Here is a 19523-nt window from a genome sequence, read left to right as displayed (position 1 = left end):
AGCCCGCGCAGGTTCATCATCTCGTCGGTCATCGGGGATCTCTCGGTTCAGGGTTGGATCTCGCAACCCAAACCTAACCGGCAATCGCCGATGACCACCCGCAGCTACACCACGCTATGGGACACGACCCGGAACACTGTCAACGTGATCGCCCAGTCGTCTTCGTCCATCCGAGTCGACATCGCTTCCGACCTCCAAATCAGTCGGAAACCCATGAATCACATTCGATTCCTCGCTGGAATCCTCAAACTGTTGCTTGCGGCAATTCGTCCACACCGCCTAGCCTGTTGACCAACTTGGTCTGTTCGGACAAGCCATCAAAGTCGGAGGTCAAACATGACACGAAAGCAGGTTGGAACAACGCCAGAGTCTTTGGGTGGCTTGCGGACGGAGATCGCCAAGGTCGCGTTCGAAGACCAATATCCAGCCTATCAGTACCAGATGGTAGAGTTCGTGACGGAGCACCTCGCCGATTTGTCGCGCGTTTTCAGAGGCGACCTCCAGGAAATGCTTGTTCTCGCGATCATCGGACAACTTGCGCTTCGTGCGCATATGACAGCGCTGGCCGAGCCCAATCCGGCCAATCTGAAGAAGATCGGGACTGCAATCACCGCCTCTCGCCTCGCCGACGTGACGGGCATTCCCCGCCAAACTGTGCGCCGCAAGCTCAAGTCGTTGGAGGAACGCGGCTGGATCAGTCGAACGGGCAGCGCTTCTTATCAACTCACCGTGACAGATGGGCAGTCGACCGCAGGAGCGGAACTCCGTGCCGTTGATCAGCGGTCGATCGAAAGAGCCGCACGTCTTTTCTCCGGCCTTGAGAAAATCCTGACCAACGAACCCCCGACTAAGCCATCCTCTTGAAGCACCAGCGGCTGAAGCCAAGTGCTCATTTTGGCCAGTCTCCCGATTGAACCAGATATCGCGGCGAGCCTACGTAAGCCTCGGTATCAGGTCCAGTCTTGGGGCAGCGCATGTATCGGCAGTCTGACTATCTCTTGGAGGACGATGTTGCTGTCGTAACGGGTGCCGGTGCCGGCATCGGCCGGGCCATCGCCATCATGTTCGCGGGGGCTGGCGCGCGCGTCGTGGTCAGCGATCTCAAGGCCGAAACGGCGCAAGCAGTTGCTGACGAAATCGTCAACGCGGGTGGGCACGCCATCGGCATGGCCTGCAACGTAACGAAGGAAGACGATCTCCTCAAAGTCGTTGACGCGGCAGTAAAGACGTTCGGAAAACTGACGATCCTCGTCAACAACGCTGGCGGTGGCGGGCCGAAGCCGTTCGACATGCCTATGGGCGATTTCGAGTGGGCCTATCAGCTCAACGTCTATTCGACCTTCAGGCTTACTCAATTGGCTGCTCCGCACATTGAGAAAGCCGGCGGCGGGGCCGTGCTGAACATCTCGTCCATGGCCGGCGAGAACAAGAACCAGCGCATGGCTTCCTACGGCTCGTCAAAAGCAGCCGTGAACCACCTCACCCGCAATATCGCGTTTGATCTCGGTCCAAAAAACATCCGCGTCAACGCGATCGCGCCGGGCGCGATCAAGACGCAGGCTCTTGCGAGCGTGCTCACGCCCGACATCGAGAAGGCCATGCTCAAGCACACCCCGTTGGGGCGGCTCGGCGAGGCGGAGGACATCGCAAACGCCGCGCTCTTCCTCTGCGCTCCCGCCTCACGCTGGGTGAGCGGGCAGGTGCTCACCGTTTCTGGCGGCGGCCTACAGGAACTGGACTGAGGGCATGCGCGCGGGTCCCTACTGGTTTATCCTCATCGAGACGCTTGGAATCCTGTCGTTCGCGATCAACGCCATGATCGTGGCGAAGGGAAAGAACCTCTCGACCTTCGGCATCTTCACCTGTGCGTTCGCCACAGCGCTCGGCGGTGGCACCTTGCGCGACATCTTGCTCGGGCCACAGGCGCAGCCGTTCTTCTGGGTCGCATTTCCGTTCTACATCGTGGCAGTTTTCGTGCTGGCGATCGTCTATGCCAATATCGATCTGCTGCGACGATTGATCGGCAAGCGCGACTATCTGGTGAAGGAGATGGCTGAGCTGCTTGCGCTTGCCTCGCTGGGTGCGCTGGGGGCAGCGAAGGCGTTCAATCTTCTGTCCAGTTCCGCTACGCCAGGGCTGATTGGGGCCGCGCATCTTCTCATCTTGTGCGCCTTCTTTGGCGCGGTCAGCGCGGCCTTTGGTTCCATCATCCGCGATGTTCTGCTGAACGAGTTCCCGGCGGCGATGAAGCCCGGCGTTTGGACGCTGGAGGCGCTGTTTGCAGGTTCGGCGGTGCTGGCGGCGCTGCGGATGATGGACGTGCCCCAGCCCTGGGCGGTGCTCGCCGGCTTCCTCGTCATCATTGGCATCCGCCTGCCGATTATCCTTTCCCGCTGGCCCAAAGCCGCCTGAACCTCCGAAAGCAATTCCGATGAAGATCGCCTTCTTTTACGCCAAAAACTTCGAGAAGCCGCAGTTCGATGCGGTCAACGACAACCATGGCCATGATATCCGCTACATCGACGCGGCGCTGAACAGCACCACCGCGCCGCTAGCCAATGGCTGCGACGCAGTCTGTATTTTCGTGAACGACAAGTGCGACGCGGCCACCGTGGACATCCTGGCTGCTGGCGGGGTGAGGCTCATCCTCTGTCGTTCGGCAGGTTTTAACCAGGTCGATCTCGCCGCAGTAAAGCGTCACGGCATGACCGTGATGCGAGTGCCAGCCTACTCACCAGAGTCGATCGCCGAACACGCGGTCGGCATGATCTTGACCCTCGTGCGCAACCTGCACCACCAATACAACCGCGTGCGCAATGGCAACTTCGCCATGGATAACCTCGTCGGCTTCACGCTGGCGGGGCGCACGGCCGGCATTGTCGGCACCGGCAACATCGGCCGCGCCACGGCGCGCATCCTGAAAGGGTTTGGGTGCAAACTGCTGGGCTCAGATCCCTATCCGCATGCGGACATGACCGCGCTCGGCATGACCTATGTGGAACGTGACGAACTGTTCCGGCAGTCGGATGTGGTTGTGCTGACCGCGCCGCTGACGCCCGAAACCCGTTACATGATCAATTCAGACAGCCTGAAGCTCTTCAAGCGCGGCTCGGTGCTGATCAATACGGGCCGCGGGCCACTGATCGAGACAAAGGCCGTAATTGCGGCGCTGAAGAACCTGGAGACGATCCACTATCTCGGGATCGACGTGTACGAAGACGAGGCTGGGCTGTTCTTTGAGAACCTGTCGACCGAGATCGTGCAAGACGACACGCTTCAGCTTCTCACGACGTTCAAGAACTGCCTGATCACGCCTCATTCCGCCTGGCTGACGCGCGAGGCGTTGAATGACATCGCCGCCATCACACTCGGCAATGCCACGGACTTCCTGGCCGGCAAGCCCGACCCCGACCGCACCGTTAAGCTTCCCTGACAACCTTCCCGAGGATGAACATCTTGGCTTTTGACGCATTCGGCGATTTCCGCATGACCGGCCATACGGTCGTTCTCACCGGCGGCGCCCAGAACATCGGGGCGGGCATCGCAAAGACGCTGGTAGGCGCCGGCGCGAAGTTGATGATCGCCGACCTCAACGGCGAGAAGGCGAAGGCCACTGCCGCCGACATCGCGAAGGAAACCGGCGGTGAATGTCTCGGCATGGCCTGCGACGTCACCAAGGCCGACCAGATCGACGCTGTCGTCGGGGCGACAGTGAAGGCCTTCGGTGGCATCTCGACGTTGGTCAATAATGTGGGCTGGGGCGGGCGGCACGACGATCCGACTGCTATTTCGGACGAGGACTTCATCGCCTCCTACAAGCTCAACACGATCAGCGCCTATCGCATGAGCATGGCCTGCCTGCCGTATCTGAAGCTGGCGAAGAATGCGACGATCACCAATTCTGGCTCGATGTCCTCGGCGGCCGCCGCTTACGACATCCTGGCCTATGGGACGGCCAAGGCAGCGCTCAACCAGATGATGATCTCGCTCGCTCATTTGCTGGCGAAGCAGGTGCGGGTGAACTCTGTCCTGATCGGCACGGTCCTGACGCCTGGCTATGCCGACGCCGGCATCGACGAGGCCATGCAGGAGAAGCTGAAGAACCCCGACAACCTCGTCGGCCGCGCCGGCTCGCCGGAAGATGTCGCCAACGCATTTCTCTACTTCTGTTCGCCGGCGTCTCGTTGGGTGAGCGGTCAAATCGTCAACGTGCATGGCGGCGGAAACGTCGTCAGGTTGTTCAACTGATGGCGCGGGGGCGTTTCTTGACATCGAAAGCACGGCAGATAGTCGGACCAGGTGTCACGGCGCTCACGCTGATTGCAGGGATCGGCCTGGCGCTGGCGCAAAACGGCGCTGGGATTGGGGGTGGTCCCGGGCCTGTCGGCGAACTGCAGAGTGCTGGTCTGACCTTGGATCGGATCGAGATCAGGTTGGAGGGTACCACTGGCACCAGCCAGCGGGACCAAGCGCTTCGGCAGAAAGTGCTTCGTACACTTGGTGTACGCAGCGGCGACCAATGGAACACCCTGCTGGTCGGCCAGGCAGTCGCGCGTGTGCGAACGCTGCCGGGGATTTCACAGGCCTCGCATGAACTGGTCCGTCAAATCAATCCCGACACGGTTACGCTTGTCGTCACGCTGGCCGTCGGTAAGGAGCGGGATGCGGCGTCCTCACGGCTGCCGCCCTCACCATTGTCTTGGGAGAACGAGTTCGCGCACGTCCGTCTGCTCCTTAATGGCGGTTTTGGGGCCTTTAGCGATGGTAACCCTTGGTTTAACTCGCCCCGTTCCTTCACGCTTGGCAATCCACTGGTTCGCAATCCGGCTATCGGCGCGGGAACCGGTGCGCGTGCGAGTTGGGGCGAGGCTTATATCGAATATGGCATTGGCGGTGTGACGCGCCTGGGACAATCCGATCTTTATCTTTACGGCGCTATCACAGGAATTGGTCCGGCGTCTTTCGGGCGCGACATCTTCCGCCATGACACGCGGACCTCCCATAATCTGGAGAAGGCCTATGTTGGGCTGCTCTATGCGCCAACCGACAGCGATTTACGCGTCAATGCGTCCGTCGGGCGTCAGAATTTCACACTAAACGACGGTTTTCTGATCGCGCAATATGGTTCGCAATACAACGCGGGTCCGCGTCCAGGGATATATCTCGCGCCTCGGACCACGCATGACATGTCGGCGCTGTTGAACGTGAGGTTCGGTAATGTCACGTCGACCAGTTTTTTTCTGAACCCAAACGAGTATGAACCGCTTGAATCGCGCACGCAACTGATCGGCACGAACCTACGCTACACGCTGACCCCTAAATTCTATCTCGATGCGACGTATATTCACGTGCCACGATCCGACACGGCCTATGGCATTCCCGGAGTGGGCAATCGTCGCCGCGAAGGGCTTTCCACAGCTGCCGGACATATTCGCTGGGCAGATGATGCTGTCGCGCCTGGGCTTTGGCTCGAAGGGGAGGTCGCACATCAGTGGCATCGCGATTTCTCGATGTCGGCCTGGGCAGGCTATGGGACAGTGGGCTACATCGCCCGGCATGTGTCCTGGACGCCCAGTCTCTCCTACCGCTTCGCACATTTCTCGGGGGACAACCCCAGTACCACCCGCTACGAGCGCTTTGATACGCTGTTTTCCGGTGGCCTCAACGAGTGGCTTCAGGGGATCACCATTAACAAAGCCCTGACCCAAGGCAATCGAAGCACGCATCGCATCCGCTTCAACGTCAGTCCCGACCCACGTCTGAACATCACGCTAGACTGGTTCCTCCACCGAGCCGACCAATTGAATAATCTCGGCGGCAATCCCGCGTTGGCAAACTTGAAATCCGCTGATCTAGGCCAGGAGTGGCAGCTTGCCACCCGCTGGGCCATTTCGCGCAACCTCTTCTTTGTCGGGGTGGCCTCTTACGCGTTGCCTGGACGCGCCATCAAATTGGCCACGGCGGGGGAGGCCAAGCCTTGGTCATCGCTGCAGGCCCAATTCTACTGGAATTTCTAGCAGCTCGACATGAAGGAGCAGGCATCATGAACGGTTTCGACAGATTGAAGTTCGACGGCAAATCACTGCTGATCACAGGGGGAAGCCAAGGCATTGGAGCAGCGACCGCACGTCTTGCAGCGCTACGCGGCGCGCGGGTCATGGTGTCCTCTCCCGACGCCGAAAGATTGACCGCCGTGACCAACGAAATCCGGGCCGCTGGTGGGATTTGCGACTATGTCGTCTGTGACGTCCGAGATGGCGGACAAGTTGCCGCAATGGTTGCAAAAACCGTCGAGATCTATGGCGGCCTTGATCTGGCCTACAACAACGCCGGAACGTCGCACCCGCCGATGATGCCGCATGATGTCAGCGACGAGTTGTTTGACCGTGTGCAGGACATCAACGTGAAAGGCGTGTTTCTGTGCTGCCGTGAACAATTGAAGGTCTTCTTGCGGCAGGGGCGGGGTGGCAATATCCTGATCACGGGTTCAATGGCGGGCATCGCTGGCGTGGGGACGATGGCGCCCTACGCCACCAGCAAGCATGCGGTGGCAGGTTTGGCGAAGTCGATTGCCCTTGCTTACGGCCAATTCGGCATCCGCTGCAATTTTCATGGCCCCGGAGCGACAGAAACCCCGATGTATGACCAGTCCGTCCTCGATGTGATGGAGTACCGGGAGAAGCGACCTGAGAATAAAATTCCGTCCAAAGTCCAGGGCCCGCTCGGACGCAATCAGACGGCCGAGGAGCAGGCGGAGGTCGCATGCTTCCTTTTGTCTGAAGCATCGTCTGCAATGACCGGCGCCATTGTCATCGCTGACTGCGGGGCTACGGCTTACTGAAATGAGGAAAGCCGAGACCAAAGATGAGGCGGCAGAGGTGCCTGTTGAGGCTCATCGGCCGTGGTTCCGATGGATCGCGTCATGACTTCCACAGCACTGCCACTTCCGCTGCTCGGCTCGCTTCTCTTCACACTGATGGGTCCCATCGCGATCATGCCGCTTTTCGCCACGGTCACTGCGGGCGCGGACGATCGGCTGGCTCGCCAGATCGCGCTCAGGGCCTATCTTGTTTCGCTCGCCACGCTAGCCGTTGCTGTATTCGTTGGCGCGGGTGCAATGGCTGGTGTCGGCACCTCGAAATCCTCGCTAATCATCGCCGCCGGCTTGATCCTGATGCTGACGGCTTTGCGGAACATCTTGAGCTCCACTGCGACCTTCAAGGCACACCAGCCGGGCCCGCCCACAGTGGCACTCGGCTTGATGCCGATCGCCATTCCGGGAATCGTGACGCCGGTCGGCGTTGCGGTGCTTATCATTTTCGTCAGCTATTTCCCCGCGCTCGCCGACAAGCTCGCCATTATGGGCGTCGTGGCTGCGATCCTGACACTAAACCTTGGAGCCATGCTCGTCGCTCGCTGGTTCATGACAAATGTGGGCGCAGCACCGTTGCTCGTACTCGGAGCCGTCTTCGGCGTGCTTCAGGCTGCAATGGGCGTTGAGATGCTCATATCCGGACTTACCCTGTCTGCTTCGTGAACTGATGGTCTGACTCTTCGGCGAAATTCGAAGGAACCAGTGCAGAACTCCCGCATCCAGTTTCCAATCCTCCGCCAGCGACCCCGTAAGGGGGTGACTTCCCAGAAAACTAAATCAAATCAAAAGCTTGAAGCCAACAGACCGGCATAGGCGGGTGGCGTGCGATGGTTTGCCTCCGCTGCGGGTCAGCATCGCGTCGCCGCGCTTGAAGCGTTACACCGAAATGGCGGCACCGGGGTGATGCGCTTCGAGCGGCCGGATTGACAGCCTTGCAGGGTTTGCTCATCTCGCTCTTGAGGCAACGTCCTCCATCCCAACATCGAATCTCGATCCCCCAGGAACGGCCCGGCCCTTTTGGCGAGGGCCGAGATATGACGACTGCCATGACCATGACAGCAAATGCAGTACCGCTGGTTCGCTGGTTCATCTCATCCGCGACCCTCCCCGTCCCCCAGGCGGCGGGGCCGGTCGCTTTCGCGCTGGTCGCACTAGCCCTCACCGGCGACACCAGCGGCGGCGCGGGGATGATCCTGGCGATGACGCTGGCCCAGGTGGCCGGCGCAATCCCCATCACCCGGGCGGGGCTTGCCGCCGACGATTTTCCTGCGGCTGCTGGTGGCGTTTCGCACGGTGGCGCTGGGCGCCGTCGCCTTGCTGGCGCATTATTCGGCCCCCCTCCTCTGGCTGGTGTTCTTCTCGGCACTGGCAGGGGCCGTGAACGGCGCGGCGTTCGGCTATCTGCGCAGCGTCCTCAACCAGCTTGCGCCAGCCGAGAAGCTGCCGAGGGCTCTCGGGATCGCCTCGACCCTCAACGAGGTCACCTTCGTCCTGGCTCCCGTGGCGGCCTCGGGGCTGGGCAGCCTGTCGCCCGTATTCGCCGTCCTGGCGATCGCTCTCCTCGGCGCGGCCCCGGCCCTGCTCGTGCCGACGGTCCTGTCGAAGCCGAAGGAGGAAGAGGTGCATCAGGCCGCTGCCTCGCTCATCAGCCCGGCGATCCTGCTCTGGCTCATATGCGCGGCAGCGGGCAGCTCGACCGTCGCGGCCCTGGAGATCGGCGCCGTCGCCCTGGCGCTGCATTTCGGCTACGCGCCGACCCTCGCGATCCTTTTCACCGTACCGCTCTGCATCGCCTCGGTCGCCGGCGGCATCTGGGTCAGCGTCCGCAACCGCATGGGAAGCCGGCGCGCAGTCCTGATCCAGCTGATGATCATGACGGGCGGCGCCATCCTCGCCACGCTGCAGATCTCGATGGCCGTCACCGTTCTCGGCGCCGTTCTGGTCGGCGCGGTCCTGGCCCCGTTGGGCACCTACTATTCCCTTGCGCTCGATTCCCTCGCGCCTCCGAGGAAGCGGCCCGAAGTCTTCGCCTTGCTGCGTACCGCGAATGCGACCGGGATCATCCTCGCCAGCGCGGTCATGACCGCGGTCTCGCTGCAGACCGCCCTGATCGTGGTGAGCTGCGCGATGATCTGCGTCGTGGCCGCCGTTGCCTGGTCCTCGCACTGACGGCCAATCCGGCCCGGCCGACCGCCATGCAGAGCGCCCCCTCGCTGGCAAGCGGTTCTCAACTCACAAGCTTGCACCTACGGTCGCCGCCGGACATCGACGCGAACCCGGCTGAGGAAGACTTCCATGGCGCGCCACCACTTCGTTCCCACGCAGTATTCGAACGTGCTCGCCACCTTGCCGCCGGTGCTGGAGATCGCCAGCGGCGACAGCGTCGTCACCACGACGCTCGATGCGGCCGGCTTCGGCGGCGACGGCGCCCAGCATGCCCCGCGCGGCAACCCGATGACCGGACCGTTCTTCGTCACCGGAGCCGAGCCGGGTGATGCCCTGCTCGTCACGATCGAGCGGATGACGCCGAACCGGAAGACCGGCTGGACCTATTCGCCCTTGGCGCCCGGCGTGCTCGACCCGTCGATCCTGGCCGAGCTGCCGAAGCGTGAGCGCTATGAATGGGCGATCGACGCTGAAGCCGGCACGGTGAAGCTGCTGGAGCCCTCCGCCCGGATCAAGGACTGGAGCTTCAAGCTCGCGCCGATGATGGGCTGCTTCGGCGTCGCGCCCGAGCGCGGGCAGGCGATCTCGACCGCGACCAGCGGCGCCAATGGCGGCAACATGGATTACCGGCTGTTCGGGCCGGGCGCGACCATCGCCTTCCCGGTTTTCGTCGAGGGCGCTCTGTTCTTCCTCGGCGACGGCCACGCCTGCCAGGGTGATGGCGAGATCGCCGGCACCGGTGTCGAGACCTCGTTCGAGGTCGAATTCTCGGTGAAGATCGTCAAGAAGCAGAATCTGCGCTGGCCGCGCTGCGAGACCGAGACCGACCTCCTGGTCATCGCGAGCGGGCGCCCCCTCGATCAGCCCCTGCAATTCGCCACGACGGAATTGCTGCGCTGGGTCGGCGAGGACCTGGGCGTCGATCCGATCGAGGCGAGCCACCTGCTCGGGCAGGCGGTGCGCTACGACATCGCCAATGTCTTCAACCCCGCCTATTGCGTCGCCGCACGGTTGGAGAAGACCGAACTGACGCGCGCCATGTCGTTCCGCAACCGCGGCTGAGCGCTCCATCCCTTTCGAAACGCCGACCTAGAAGACCGTCCATGTCCACCGACAAAGCCGCCCTGAAAGCCGAACTGCTTCAGGCGATCGATCAGCGCCGCGACGAGATCGTCGCGTTGCTGCAACGCTTCCTGCGCATCAAGAGCGTCAACCCGCCGGGCGATACGCGCGAGGCCGCGGCCTTCGTGCGCGAACTGCTCGACGGCGCCGGCGTGCCGCATCGCACGGAAGCTTTCGTGCCGGAGATGCCGAACATCATCAGCCGTTGGGAGGCAGGACAGCCCGGCCGCCATCTGATGCTCAACGGCCATATGGATATCTTCCCGGTCACCAACGAGAAGCTCTGGGAAGCCGAGATCGTCGACGGCAAGATCATGGGCCGCGGCGCTTCCGACATGAAGACCGGGACGCTGGCCTCTATCCTCGCCTTCTGCCAGCTCTATCCCCATCGCGAGAAGCTCAACGGCGCGCTGTCGCTGACCGTGGTCTCGGATGAGCAATCCGGCGGGCGCTACGGCACCAAGTTCCTGTTCGACACATTCGGCGACGAGATGGAGGCCGATTGCTGCCTCAATGGCGAGCCGAGCGGCCTCGCCAACTTGCGCTTCACCGAGAAGGGCACCTTGCGCTTCTCGCTCTCCGCGAAGAGCATCGGCGGCCATGGCGGCTATGCCCACCGGGCGCGCAACCCGATCGCGGATGTGAGCCGGCTCGTGACCGCGATCTATGACCGCTACCATCTCAAGCTCGCCGCGCTGCCGCCCGAGATCGATGCGGTGCTGACCTCGGCCGAGACGATCGCTGCAGCCGATCTCAACCTCGGCAAGGGCGCGGGCGATGTCGCAAGGCGCATCACGGTCAATGTCGGCATCCTGCAGGGCGGGCAGAAGGCGACGCAGATCCCGACGCATTGCATCGCCCATCTCGACATGCGCATCCCGATCGGCTCCGACCGCGACGCGATCCGGACCGATCTCGAAAAGCTCGCCCGCGAGGCCGATTGCGAGATGGTGGTCAACGAGGACCATAGCTATCCGGCGAGCCTGACCGACCCGTTCAGCGAGATGGCCAATATCCTGCGCGGCAATATCCGCGAATTGCTGGGCCATGACGCGCCGCCGGTGTCGAGCCTGGGCGGTACCGATACGCGCTACTGGCGCTGGCGCGGGGTGCCTGCGCTGATCTGCGGGCCATCGCCGATCAGCATGGGCACCGACGAGGAACACGTCACCATCGACGAGGCGATCGCGGTGATGAAACTGCACGTCGCCTGCGCGATCGACTATCTCGGCTCGACCGGGCCGACCGACTAACCTGCCGTCATCCCGGACAAGCCGCGTAGCGGCGCTGATCCGGGATCCATCGGAAGGTTCTGCATTCTACGATGGATCCCGGGTCAAGCCCGGGATGACGATGCGTGTGAGGCGCGTTTCAACGACTTCGGTAGCGTTCAAACCTCGGGGACCGGCGCCGCTTCGGCGAGCAGTCCCTCGGTCTTCAGATCACGCCAGAGCGCGGCCGGCACCGGCTGCGCGACGAGGTCGAGATTACCAGCGACCTCCTGCGGCGTGACAGCTCCAAGCACGATCGTCGCCACCGCCGGATGAGCGGCGCAGAAGGCGAGCGCCGCTTGCGGCAGGGCAACGCCATGGCTCGCGCAGACCGCTTCGATCCGGGCGACACGCGCCAGCACCTCGGACGGCGCCGGCTTGTAATTGTAGAAGGCGCCGGGCTTTGCACCGGTCGCGAGGATGCCGGAATTGAAGACGCCGGCCAGCATCACCGCGATCTTCTTTTCCAGCGCGAGCGGCAAGAACTCAGGCAGCGCGCCCTGCTCCAGCAGCGAATAGCGCCCGGCCAGCATCATCACGTCGAAATCGCCTGACCGGGCGAAGCGCGCGCACATCTCGGCCTCGTTGACGCCGACGCCGATCGCCTTGACCGCGCCCGACCCGCGCAGCTTTTCCAGTGCGCGATAGGCGCCGTCCATGGCCTCCGTGAAGCGCTGCTCCATCTGGTCGCCATGGGTCCAGACGTCGACGTCGTGGATCAGCAGGATGTCGATATGATCCGTGCCGAGCCTGAGCAGGGACTGCTCGAAGGAGCGCATCGCGCCGTCATAGGAATAGTCGATCACCGCCGGATGCGGCAGGCCGCCGGCATAGCCCGAACCGTCGCGCTTCGGCTCGCCGGCCTGCATCCAGCGGCCGACCTTGGTCGAGACGATGACGCTCTCGCGCGGCACGCTGCGCAAGGCGGCGCCGATACGGTGCTCGGACAGGCCGTGACCATAAAGCGGCGAGGTGTCGACGAGATTGATCCCGGCCGCGAGCGCGGCGCGGACCGTGTCCTGCGCCGTGACTTCGTCGAGATGTCCGTAGAGATCGCCGAGCGGCGCGCCGCCGAAGCCGATCAGGCTGGGAACGAGTCCTACGATCGGCCGGCCTTTCGGCAAGACAACGGGAGAGGAAACAACGCCGTTCGACATCAGTGATCCGCTACAAGCTGGAGACAGTTTCCATCAGGCCTCGCCGTCATTGCGAGCGCAGCGAAGCAATCCAGGAGGGCTGAACGTCTCGCCCAGCCCTCCTGGATTGCTTCGTCGCTTCGCTCCTCGCAATGACGGCAAGGCAAGGGTCGGCAGATTTGCGGATCGCCCGAGGGCGCGCAAGCCTGCCCTCGCCTCAGGCGCCGACCTTGGCGAGCACGTCTGCGCGCAGGAAGCGCTCGATGAACAGCATGAACAGCACCGAGGGCACGAGCAGGATCAGCGCCGTGATCGAGGCGACCTGATAATTACCGCCCATCGCCGCATTGTAGAGCAGCAGCGGCAGTGTCGTGACCTGCGGCACGCCGACGAAGAAGGTGCCGGTGAACTCGTCGAGCGATTCCAGGAAGACGAAAATGCCGCTGGCGATGATGCCGGGCGCCGCCAGGGGAAGCGTCACCGAGAAGAAGGTCTTGAGCGGCGAGGCCCCGATATTGCGCGCGGCAAGCTCGAGGTCCTTGTCGACGGCGGCGAAGGCCGCAGCCGCGATCCAGACGGAATAGACCAGCCCGTGCGCGGCATGGACGAGCACCACGGCGAAGACGGTGCCGTTGATGCCGATATTGTAGAAGACGCGCGCGACATTGATGTAGATCGCGACCGAGGGGAACGCCTGCGGCAGCAGGAACAGCACCATGAAGAAGGCGCGCGCCGGCAGCTTCAACCGCGCCAGCGCGTAGCCGGCGGGGATCGAGAGCGCGAGCGCGACGAGCACAGTCAGCACCGCGATCCAGACCGAGGTGGCGAGCGAGGCCATCGCATCGCCGGTCGGCCGGAAGACCTGCTCCCAGTAGCGCGTGCCGTAGACGACCGGCAGCTTGTAGGGCGTATACCAGCGCTCGGCGACGGACCAAAGCGCCAGATTGACCAGCGGGCCGATCAGGAAGAAGGCGAAGGCCGCGAGCGCGAAAGCCGCAAGGACCATGCGCAGGCCGGAGACGGCACGGATCATGGTGTGCCCTCCTTGGCCATGCCGCGCTTGAGGTAGATGATCGCCGCGCCGGCCGAGATCAGATAGGTGATGACGCCGAGCGCATTGGCCGTGGCGTAGTCGCCATAGGCGTTGATGCGGAAGGCCATGTCGACGGTCAGCATGGTCGGCTGCGAGCCCGCGACCATCATCGGCACCGAGAGCACCGAGAGCATCGTCACGAAGGAAAGGACGAGCGCGACGAGGAGCTGCGGCATCACCTGCGGCAGGGCGAGCTCGACGAGGACGCGCATCCGCGATGCGCCGAGGTTGCGGCCGGCCTCCAGCGTGGCGCGGTCGAGCGCGGCGAGCGCGCCAGCCAGGAGCAGCGCGACGAAGGGCGTCTGCTTCCAGACAAAGGTCGCGATGATGCCGCGCCAGTCGAGGAAGCTCATCGCCTGCAGCGGCTCCATCAGGCCCATGGAGACGAAGGTGTTGTTCATCAGGCCGTTCTTGGCGAGGAAGGTGCGCATGCACTGCGCCGCGACGATGAAGGGGATGAAGAGCGGCCAGCGATAGAGCGCCTTCAGCGTGCCGACGATCCAGCGGTTCTCGCCGAGCGTCAGCGTGCCGGCGATGATGATCGCGGCGAGCCCGGTGCAGAAGCAGGAGGCGAGCACGATGACGACGGTGAAGACGACGTCGCCGGAATAGAGTTCCCAGGCCTTGCCGAAAGCCTGCAGCGAGAAACCGCCCTGCGGGCCGGTGAAGGCCGAGATCAGCGAGAAGCAGAGTGGATAGAGGAACAGCGCCGCGACGAGCGCGAGGCCCGGAGCGATCAGCAGCAAGGCGAGCTGGCGTTGGGAAAGGCTCATGATGAGCGGCGCTCTCCGCGACGGATGACAGAATGGATATCCGGAACCGCAAGGTCATCCCGGACAAGCGGCGCGGCCGCGCCGATCCGGGATCCATTCCGGAACAGTTCAGGCATGGATCCCGGGTCTTCGCTTCGCTACGCCCGGGATGACGCGGTGTTTCTCCGCATCATCCCGGGCGCGAATGGATTAGTTCGCGACCTTCTTCTCGTAGCCCTCGAGGATGTCGTTGAAATAGGGCGCGATCGGGAAGGGCTTGCCGTTCTTGGCGAGCTCGGCCGGCGTGACGTCGGTGAAGAGCTTGTCCCAGGCCGCCTTGTCGAGCTTGCCTTCGAGGTTCTTGGCGTCGATGCCCGGATACCAGTTGAACTTCTTGACGATGCCGTCGGCCTGCACCTGGGGCGAGGTCGCGAGCGCGATGAAGGCCTCGGCCAGCTTCTTCTGGGCCGACTTCTCCGGCACGGCGTAGTACATCGGCTGGCCGGGCATGCCGGGCGAGACGAGCTTCAGCTTCATGTTCGGGGGCAGCTTGCCGTCGGCCTGCCAGGAATAGAACATGTCGACCCAGACCGGGCCGATCGCGATCTCGCCGCGGTTCAGCATGTCGAGCGTGCCGGCATTGCCGGGGGTGATCACGGCGTTCTTGTTGAACTCCTTCAGATCGGCGAAGGCCTTGTCCCAGCTCGTCTTGGTGGCCGCGTCATAGGGGCCCTTCATCAGCTTGTCGGCGTCGCCGCCGAAGGCATAGACCCAGCCGGCGACGAAGGAGACGCCGGACATGCCGCCCTTGATGCCGTTATAGCCGAACTGCTTGGGGTTTTTCTTGGCCCATTCGGCGAGCTCGGCGAAGGTCGCCGGCGGCGTCTTGACCATGTCGGCATTGTAGGCGAGCGCGGTCTGCGACTGGAACATCGGGATGACGAAGCCGCCGACATCGGTGCCGAGCGAGTTCCTGGCGGAATCGCCGGTGGCAAGCTTGGCCGTCTCGACATTGGCCGTGTACTTGTTCAGCAGTCCTTCCTTGACCATCTGGCCGGCGGCCTTCTGGTGGATGACGACCACGTCGAAATCGGTCGAGGCGGCGCCCTTCTGGGCGTCGAGCTTCTCGTAGATCTTCTGCGAGCCGGAATCGCCCGGGCCGGTGCCGACCGAGACGACCTTCACGCCCGGATGGGCCTTCTCGAACATCGGCCCGAGATAGTCCTTGACGTAGTCGACCATGTTCTGGTCGCCGGCGGAGGCGACGTTGAGGGTCTGCGCGGATAGCGGCGATGCCACGATCAACGCGGCAAGCGAGCAGGCAAGCGTGAGGATGCGCATGTGTCTGACTCCCTGTCAGGCGGCAATCCCGGCCTCGGTCGCCGGGAAGATGTGAAGGCGCTGCAGCGGAATGCGCAGCCCGACCTTCGTTCCGAGTTCGTGACGGGCGACATCGTCGACCGTGATCTGGCGGCCGGCGGCTTCGACCTTGTAGCGGTAGATGCCACCGGGATAGGCGCGCGCAGCGATGGTGCCGGGGACGATGAGATCGCCGCCGGCCGCTGCCGCATCATGCGCGTCGAGGCTCGCGACGTCGTCGCGGAAATAGGCAAGCGCCTCGCCGTTCGGCAGGGCCGCGGCAGCTTCGCCGGCGAGCGTCGCGCGGGCTGTGCCGGAGGTGACGGACGCCTGGCTCTCGCCACGGCTGACGCTGAGCGGCAATACGTTCTCCGCGCCCATGAAATTGGCGACGAAGGCACTGGCCGGGCGGTCATAGACCTCCTCGGGCGTGCCGACCTGGGCGACGCGACCGGCCTGCATGATGACCAGCCGGTCGGCCATGGTCATGGCCTCCTCGCGGTCATGCGTGACATGGACAGCGGTGAGGCCGAGCCGCTGCTGGATGGCGCGGATCTCGTGACGCATCACCATGCGGATCTTGGCGTCGAGATTGGAAAGCGGCTCGTCGAGCAGCAGGATGCCGGGGTCGATGGCGAGCGCCCGGCCGAGCGCGACGCGCTGGCGCTGGCCGCCGGAGAGCGCGGTGACCTTGCGGTCCTCATAGCCCGTGAGACCGAGGAAATTCAGCATCTCGCCGACCTTTGCGGCGATCTCGGCCTTGGGCTTGCCGCGCAGCTTCAGGCCGTAGCCGATGTTCTGGAGCACGGTCATATGCGGCCAGAGCGCATAGGACTGGAAGACCATGGCCATGCCGCGCTTTTCGGGCGGCAGGCCGGCGACATCGCGGCCGCCGACGACGATCGAGCCATCCTCGACCGGGACGAAGCCGGAGAGCGAACGCAGCAGCGTGGTCTTGCCGCAGCCGGACGAACCAAGGAGCGCGGTGAAGCTGCCGGGCGTGAAGTCCAGATCGATGCCATGAAGCACGCGCGTGCCGCCATAGGCGACCTTGAGGCCGCGCACGCCGATGGCCGCGCCGCTACCCGCTCTGGCTTGCGTTTCCGGCTGCAAGGCGCCTACTCCCCGGTTCTGCTCTTATCGTCCGGCAATGGAATATTTCTTCCATCATCAGCTCAGTTGAAATAAACGTTACGCACGGGGCGCAGTCTATGCAAGAGCTTTGTGAAAGGCGGATGACAGTGCGGATTCATTCTCTCTGGCTGATGCCAGCGCCAGCGGACGAGGCGATCCTGGCCGGCATCGTCGGCGAATTGTCAGGCCGCTTCGGCACGCCCCTCTTCGCCCCGCATCTGACATTGCAGGGCGACACCGAGACGACGCCTGCTGCGCTGGAGCGCGCAATCGCTGCGGCTGCCGGCGCGGTCGAGGCCTTCGCGGAGCCCGTCTCCGTCGTCGAAGGAAGCGATGCCTATTTCCGCTCATTCTACGCCCGTTTCGCCGTCTCGCCAGCCTTGGCGAAGCTGAAACAGGCGCTCGATCCCGAGGGCTTCGCGAGCTTCATGCCGCATGTCTCGCTGCTATACGGGCCGGTCGAGGCCAATGCGAAGGCTGCGGCCATCGCGGAGATCAATGACCGCCTGGCCGGCCGCGCCGTCCGCTTCGACCGGATCGGCATCGTGACCTCCGGCCAGGACGTGCCGATCGCCGACTGGCGGGTCGTCGCGAGCGTCGCGCTGCGCTCGTAGTTGAGCAGCGCCACAGAACTGCGTGTCATCCCGGACGGAGCGAAGCGGAGATCCGGGATCCATGCCTGAACTTGAACAGGCAGCGCTCCGGAATGGATCCCGGGTCAAGCCCGGGATGACCCTGCGGTTCCGAGGAAACTTACAAGCCTCGCGCTATGAGACGGCTATTCCCCGGTCAGCTCGCGATTGCGGCGGCTGACCTCCTCGCTGTAGCGCTTGATCGCATGGGCCTCGCTGAGGATGCCGACGAGGCGACGGCTGTCGCGGTCGGCGACCACGGGCAGAGCCTCGCTCTCGGCCGCTTCGAACAGCTTCAGCGTATCGCGCACCGACATGTCGGCGAGCAACATCCGGTCCGGATTGCGCAGGAGATGGCGCACGGTGCGCGGCGCGGGCTCGGCTGCCGCCTCCTCGTCCAGGGCCGGGTCCGGCTCGTAGAGCGCGCCCGGCGGCACCATGCCGGCATAGGCGTCGCCCGGGCCGACGGCGACGAGGTAGTTGGTCGAGCCTGGCGGATATTTCAGCCGGGCTTCGGCGATGGTGGCATCAGCGGCGATCCTGGGCACCTCGATGCGCATCATGCTGCCGGCGGTGAGGTCGCGCATCCAGCCGACATCGTGGGCGCCGCGAATGCTCTCGCCGCGCAGATGGAAGCGCCAGGTCGCGAAGGAGAAGCCGAACAGGCGGCGCGTCACCAGCGAGGCCGCGCCGGCCGCGCCGACGACGGCAAGCGTCAATTTGAGATCGCCGGTCATCTCGAGCGCCAGCAGCGTCATGGTCAGCGGCCCGCCGACGACCGAGACCGCGAGCGAGCTCATGCCGACCAGCGCGAACAGCGTCTCGTGCCCGGCAAGATTGGGGAAGGCCAGGCCGAGCAGACCGATGAAGAGGCGCCCCGTGAGCACGCCGAGCAGCAGCGAGGCGAAGAACAGGCCGCCGCGGAAGCCGGAACCGATCGAGACCGAAGAGGCCAAAGCCTTGGCGACCAGCACCAATGCAAAGAGCAGCAGGTTGGCATCCATGCTGACATAGAGATTGATCGCGCCATGGCCGGCCGAGAAGACCGAGGGGATCCAGATCGCCAGCGCACCGACCACGAGGCCGCCGAAGGCAGGCCGGAGCCAGGTCGGGATTCGCGAGCGTCTAAAGCCCGCCTCGACGAAGGCGGCGGCGCGCATCACGACGATGCCGACGAGCCCGCAGGCGGCGCCGAGCAGGACGACCAAGGGCAGGTTCGCCATGGTGATCGTGCCGATCGGCGGGACTTCGACCGCAAGCAGTGCGGGCGCGAGCAGGCTATGGGTCACGGTCGCCATGAAGGTCGCGGCCATGACCGGCACGAAGGCGGCGATCGAATAGCTGCCGAGAATAAGTTCGAAGGCGTAGAAGGCGCCGGTCAGCGGCGCATCGAAGGCCGCGCCGATGGCGCCACCGGCGGCGCAGCCAACCATGAGGCGCATATCCGCCCGGCGCAGCCGCAGGCGCCGCCCGATATGCGAGGCGAGCCCGCTGGCAGCCTGCGTATAGCCGGCTTCGAGCCCGACCGAGGCACCCGCACCGGAGGAACCCATGGTCTGGAGCGCGACGAAGACGCTGTCGCGGAAGGACATGCGCCCGCCATGCAGGGCATTGGCCTCGATCGGGTCGATCGGCTGCTTGCGGCGGCGGAAGAACAGCCAGGAGGCGCAGCCGATGGCGAGGCCGCCGAGGACCGGCCCGGCAATCGCCCGCCAGGGCGGGATCGTGGTGGCGATCGAGAGCCGCTGGCCATGGGCCAACCCGAAGATCAGTTCATGCAGGAGCTGCGTGGTGAAGGACATCGCGAGCACGGTAAGCCCCGCGAGCACGCCGACGACCGAGGCGAGAACCACGATGCCGATCTCGCTGGAGCGGACGAGCGCGCGCCAGCCCTGCGGCGCATCGCCTGTCGCGGCCGGCATTTCGGTGGCTTTTACGGTGATCACGGCAAGGCCCATCAGGCTCGTTCGTCACGTCAGCCCGC

At 64.0% G+C, this 19523-nt stretch carries 19 protein-coding genes; 13 read left to right on the top strand and 6 right to left on the bottom strand.

What is annotated here, in order from left to right:
* The 12 genes from Q0Q02_RS08950 to Q0Q02_RS08895 form a co-directional block, all read left to right on the top strand.
* A partial coding sequence (locus tag Q0Q02_RS08950) for a hypothetical protein (protein WP_293808615.1) occupies positions 1-291 on the top strand: 291 nt, incomplete at its 5' end.
* Positions 292-336: 45 nt separating this feature from the next.
* Positions 337-864: a MarR family transcriptional regulator gene (locus Q0Q02_RS08945; protein WP_293808613.1), complete on the top strand. Its 528-nt coding sequence runs from the start codon at positions 337-339 to the stop codon at positions 862-864.
* 110 nt (positions 865-974) lie between these two features.
* Positions 975-1742: a 7-alpha-hydroxysteroid dehydrogenase gene (gene hdhA, locus Q0Q02_RS08940; RefSeq protein ID WP_293808611.1), complete on the top strand. Its 768-nt coding sequence runs from the start codon at positions 975-977 to the stop codon at positions 1740-1742.
* A 4-nt stretch (positions 1743-1746) separates the two neighbouring features.
* Positions 1747-2412 carry a TRIC cation channel family protein gene (locus tag Q0Q02_RS08935; RefSeq protein WP_293808609.1) on the top strand — a complete coding sequence of 222 codons (666 nt, stop codon included), beginning with the start codon at positions 1747-1749 and terminating at the stop codon, positions 2410-2412.
* Between the two features lie 19 nt (positions 2413-2431).
* On the top strand, positions 2432-3433 hold the full coding sequence (locus tag Q0Q02_RS08930; RefSeq protein WP_293808607.1) for a 2-hydroxyacid dehydrogenase: 1002 nt from the start codon (positions 2432-2434) through the stop codon (positions 3431-3433).
* Between the two features lie 23 nt (positions 3434-3456).
* The gene (locus tag Q0Q02_RS08925; protein ID WP_293808605.1) at positions 3457-4248 is read left to right on the top strand and encodes an SDR family oxidoreductase; all 792 of its coding nucleotides are present in this window, start codon (positions 3457-3459) and stop codon (positions 4246-4248) included.
* Between the two features lie 17 nt (positions 4249-4265).
* On the top strand, positions 4266-6017 hold the full coding sequence (locus Q0Q02_RS08920; protein ID WP_293808603.1) for an alginate export family protein: 1752 nt from the start codon (positions 4266-4268) through the stop codon (positions 6015-6017).
* A gap of 26 nt (positions 6018-6043) precedes the next feature.
* Positions 6044-6841: an SDR family oxidoreductase gene (locus tag Q0Q02_RS08915; RefSeq protein ID WP_293808602.1), complete on the top strand. Its 798-nt coding sequence runs from the start codon at positions 6044-6046 to the stop codon at positions 6839-6841.
* An 81-nt stretch (positions 6842-6922) separates the two neighbouring features.
* Entirely contained in the window at positions 6923-7537 is a 615-nt protein-coding gene (locus tag Q0Q02_RS08910; protein ID WP_293808600.1) for a MarC family protein, read from the top strand.
* Positions 7538-8122: 585 nt separating this feature from the next.
* Positions 8123-9043 carry an MFS transporter gene (locus tag Q0Q02_RS08905; protein WP_293808598.1) on the top strand — a complete coding sequence of 307 codons (921 nt, stop codon included), beginning with the start codon at positions 8123-8125 and terminating at the stop codon, positions 9041-9043.
* A 126-nt stretch (positions 9044-9169) separates the two neighbouring features.
* Positions 9170-10102: an acetamidase/formamidase family protein gene (locus Q0Q02_RS08900; RefSeq protein WP_293808596.1), complete on the top strand. Its 933-nt coding sequence runs from the start codon at positions 9170-9172 to the stop codon at positions 10100-10102.
* A gap of 41 nt (positions 10103-10143) precedes the next feature.
* Positions 10144-11415: a M20/M25/M40 family metallo-hydrolase gene (locus tag Q0Q02_RS08895; protein ID WP_293808594.1), complete on the top strand. Its 1272-nt coding sequence runs from the start codon at positions 10144-10146 to the stop codon at positions 11413-11415.
* A gap of 137 nt (positions 11416-11552) precedes the next feature.
* Here the strand turns inward: Q0Q02_RS08895 and Q0Q02_RS08890 are convergent, their stop codons facing one another.
* The 5 genes from Q0Q02_RS08890 to Q0Q02_RS08870 all read right to left on the bottom strand — a co-directional run bounded on the left by Q0Q02_RS08890 (position 11553) and on the right by Q0Q02_RS08870 (position 16886).
* Entirely contained in the window at positions 11553-12590 is a 1038-nt protein-coding gene (locus Q0Q02_RS08890; protein ID WP_293808593.1) for an aldo/keto reductase, read from the bottom strand.
* A gap of 196 nt (positions 12591-12786) precedes the next feature.
* Positions 12787-13602, bottom strand: coding sequence for an ABC transporter permease subunit (locus tag Q0Q02_RS08885; protein WP_293808591.1), 816 nt, complete (start codon positions 13600-13602; stop codon positions 12787-12789).
* Positions 13599-14435, bottom strand: coding sequence for an ABC transporter permease subunit (locus Q0Q02_RS08880; protein WP_293808589.1), 837 nt, complete (start codon positions 14433-14435; stop codon positions 13599-13601). The genes Q0Q02_RS08885 and Q0Q02_RS08880 overlap by 4 nt, the downstream gene beginning before the upstream one ends.
* A gap of 189 nt (positions 14436-14624) precedes the next feature.
* Entirely contained in the window at positions 14625-15755 is a 1131-nt protein-coding gene (locus tag Q0Q02_RS08875; protein WP_293808587.1) for an extracellular solute-binding protein, read from the bottom strand.
* Between the two features lie 15 nt (positions 15756-15770).
* Complete coding sequence (locus Q0Q02_RS08870; RefSeq protein WP_293808585.1) at positions 15771-16886, bottom strand: ABC transporter ATP-binding protein; 1116 nt, start codon at positions 16884-16886, stop codon at positions 15771-15773.
* Between the two features lie 128 nt (positions 16887-17014).
* Between Q0Q02_RS08870 and Q0Q02_RS08865 the strand changes: the two genes are divergently transcribed.
* Positions 17015-17521 carry a 2'-5' RNA ligase family protein gene (locus tag Q0Q02_RS08865; protein ID WP_293808583.1) on the top strand — a complete coding sequence of 169 codons (507 nt, stop codon included), beginning with the start codon at positions 17015-17017 and terminating at the stop codon, positions 17519-17521.
* A 164-nt stretch (positions 17522-17685) separates the two neighbouring features.
* On the opposite strand, the gene Q0Q02_RS08860 is transcribed toward Q0Q02_RS08865, so the two are convergent.
* A complete protein-coding gene (locus Q0Q02_RS08860; RefSeq protein WP_293808581.1) occupies positions 17686-19497 on the bottom strand; it encodes a chloride channel protein in 1812 nt (603 codons plus the stop codon).
* Positions 19498-19523: the final 26 nt, after the last annotated feature.

The sequence above is a fragment of the uncultured Allobosea sp. genome, from assembly GCF_945956895.1.
Lineage (GTDB): Bacteria > Pseudomonadota > Alphaproteobacteria > Rhizobiales > Beijerinckiaceae > Allobosea.
This window is presented reverse-complemented; position numbering and strand designations above follow the sequence as displayed.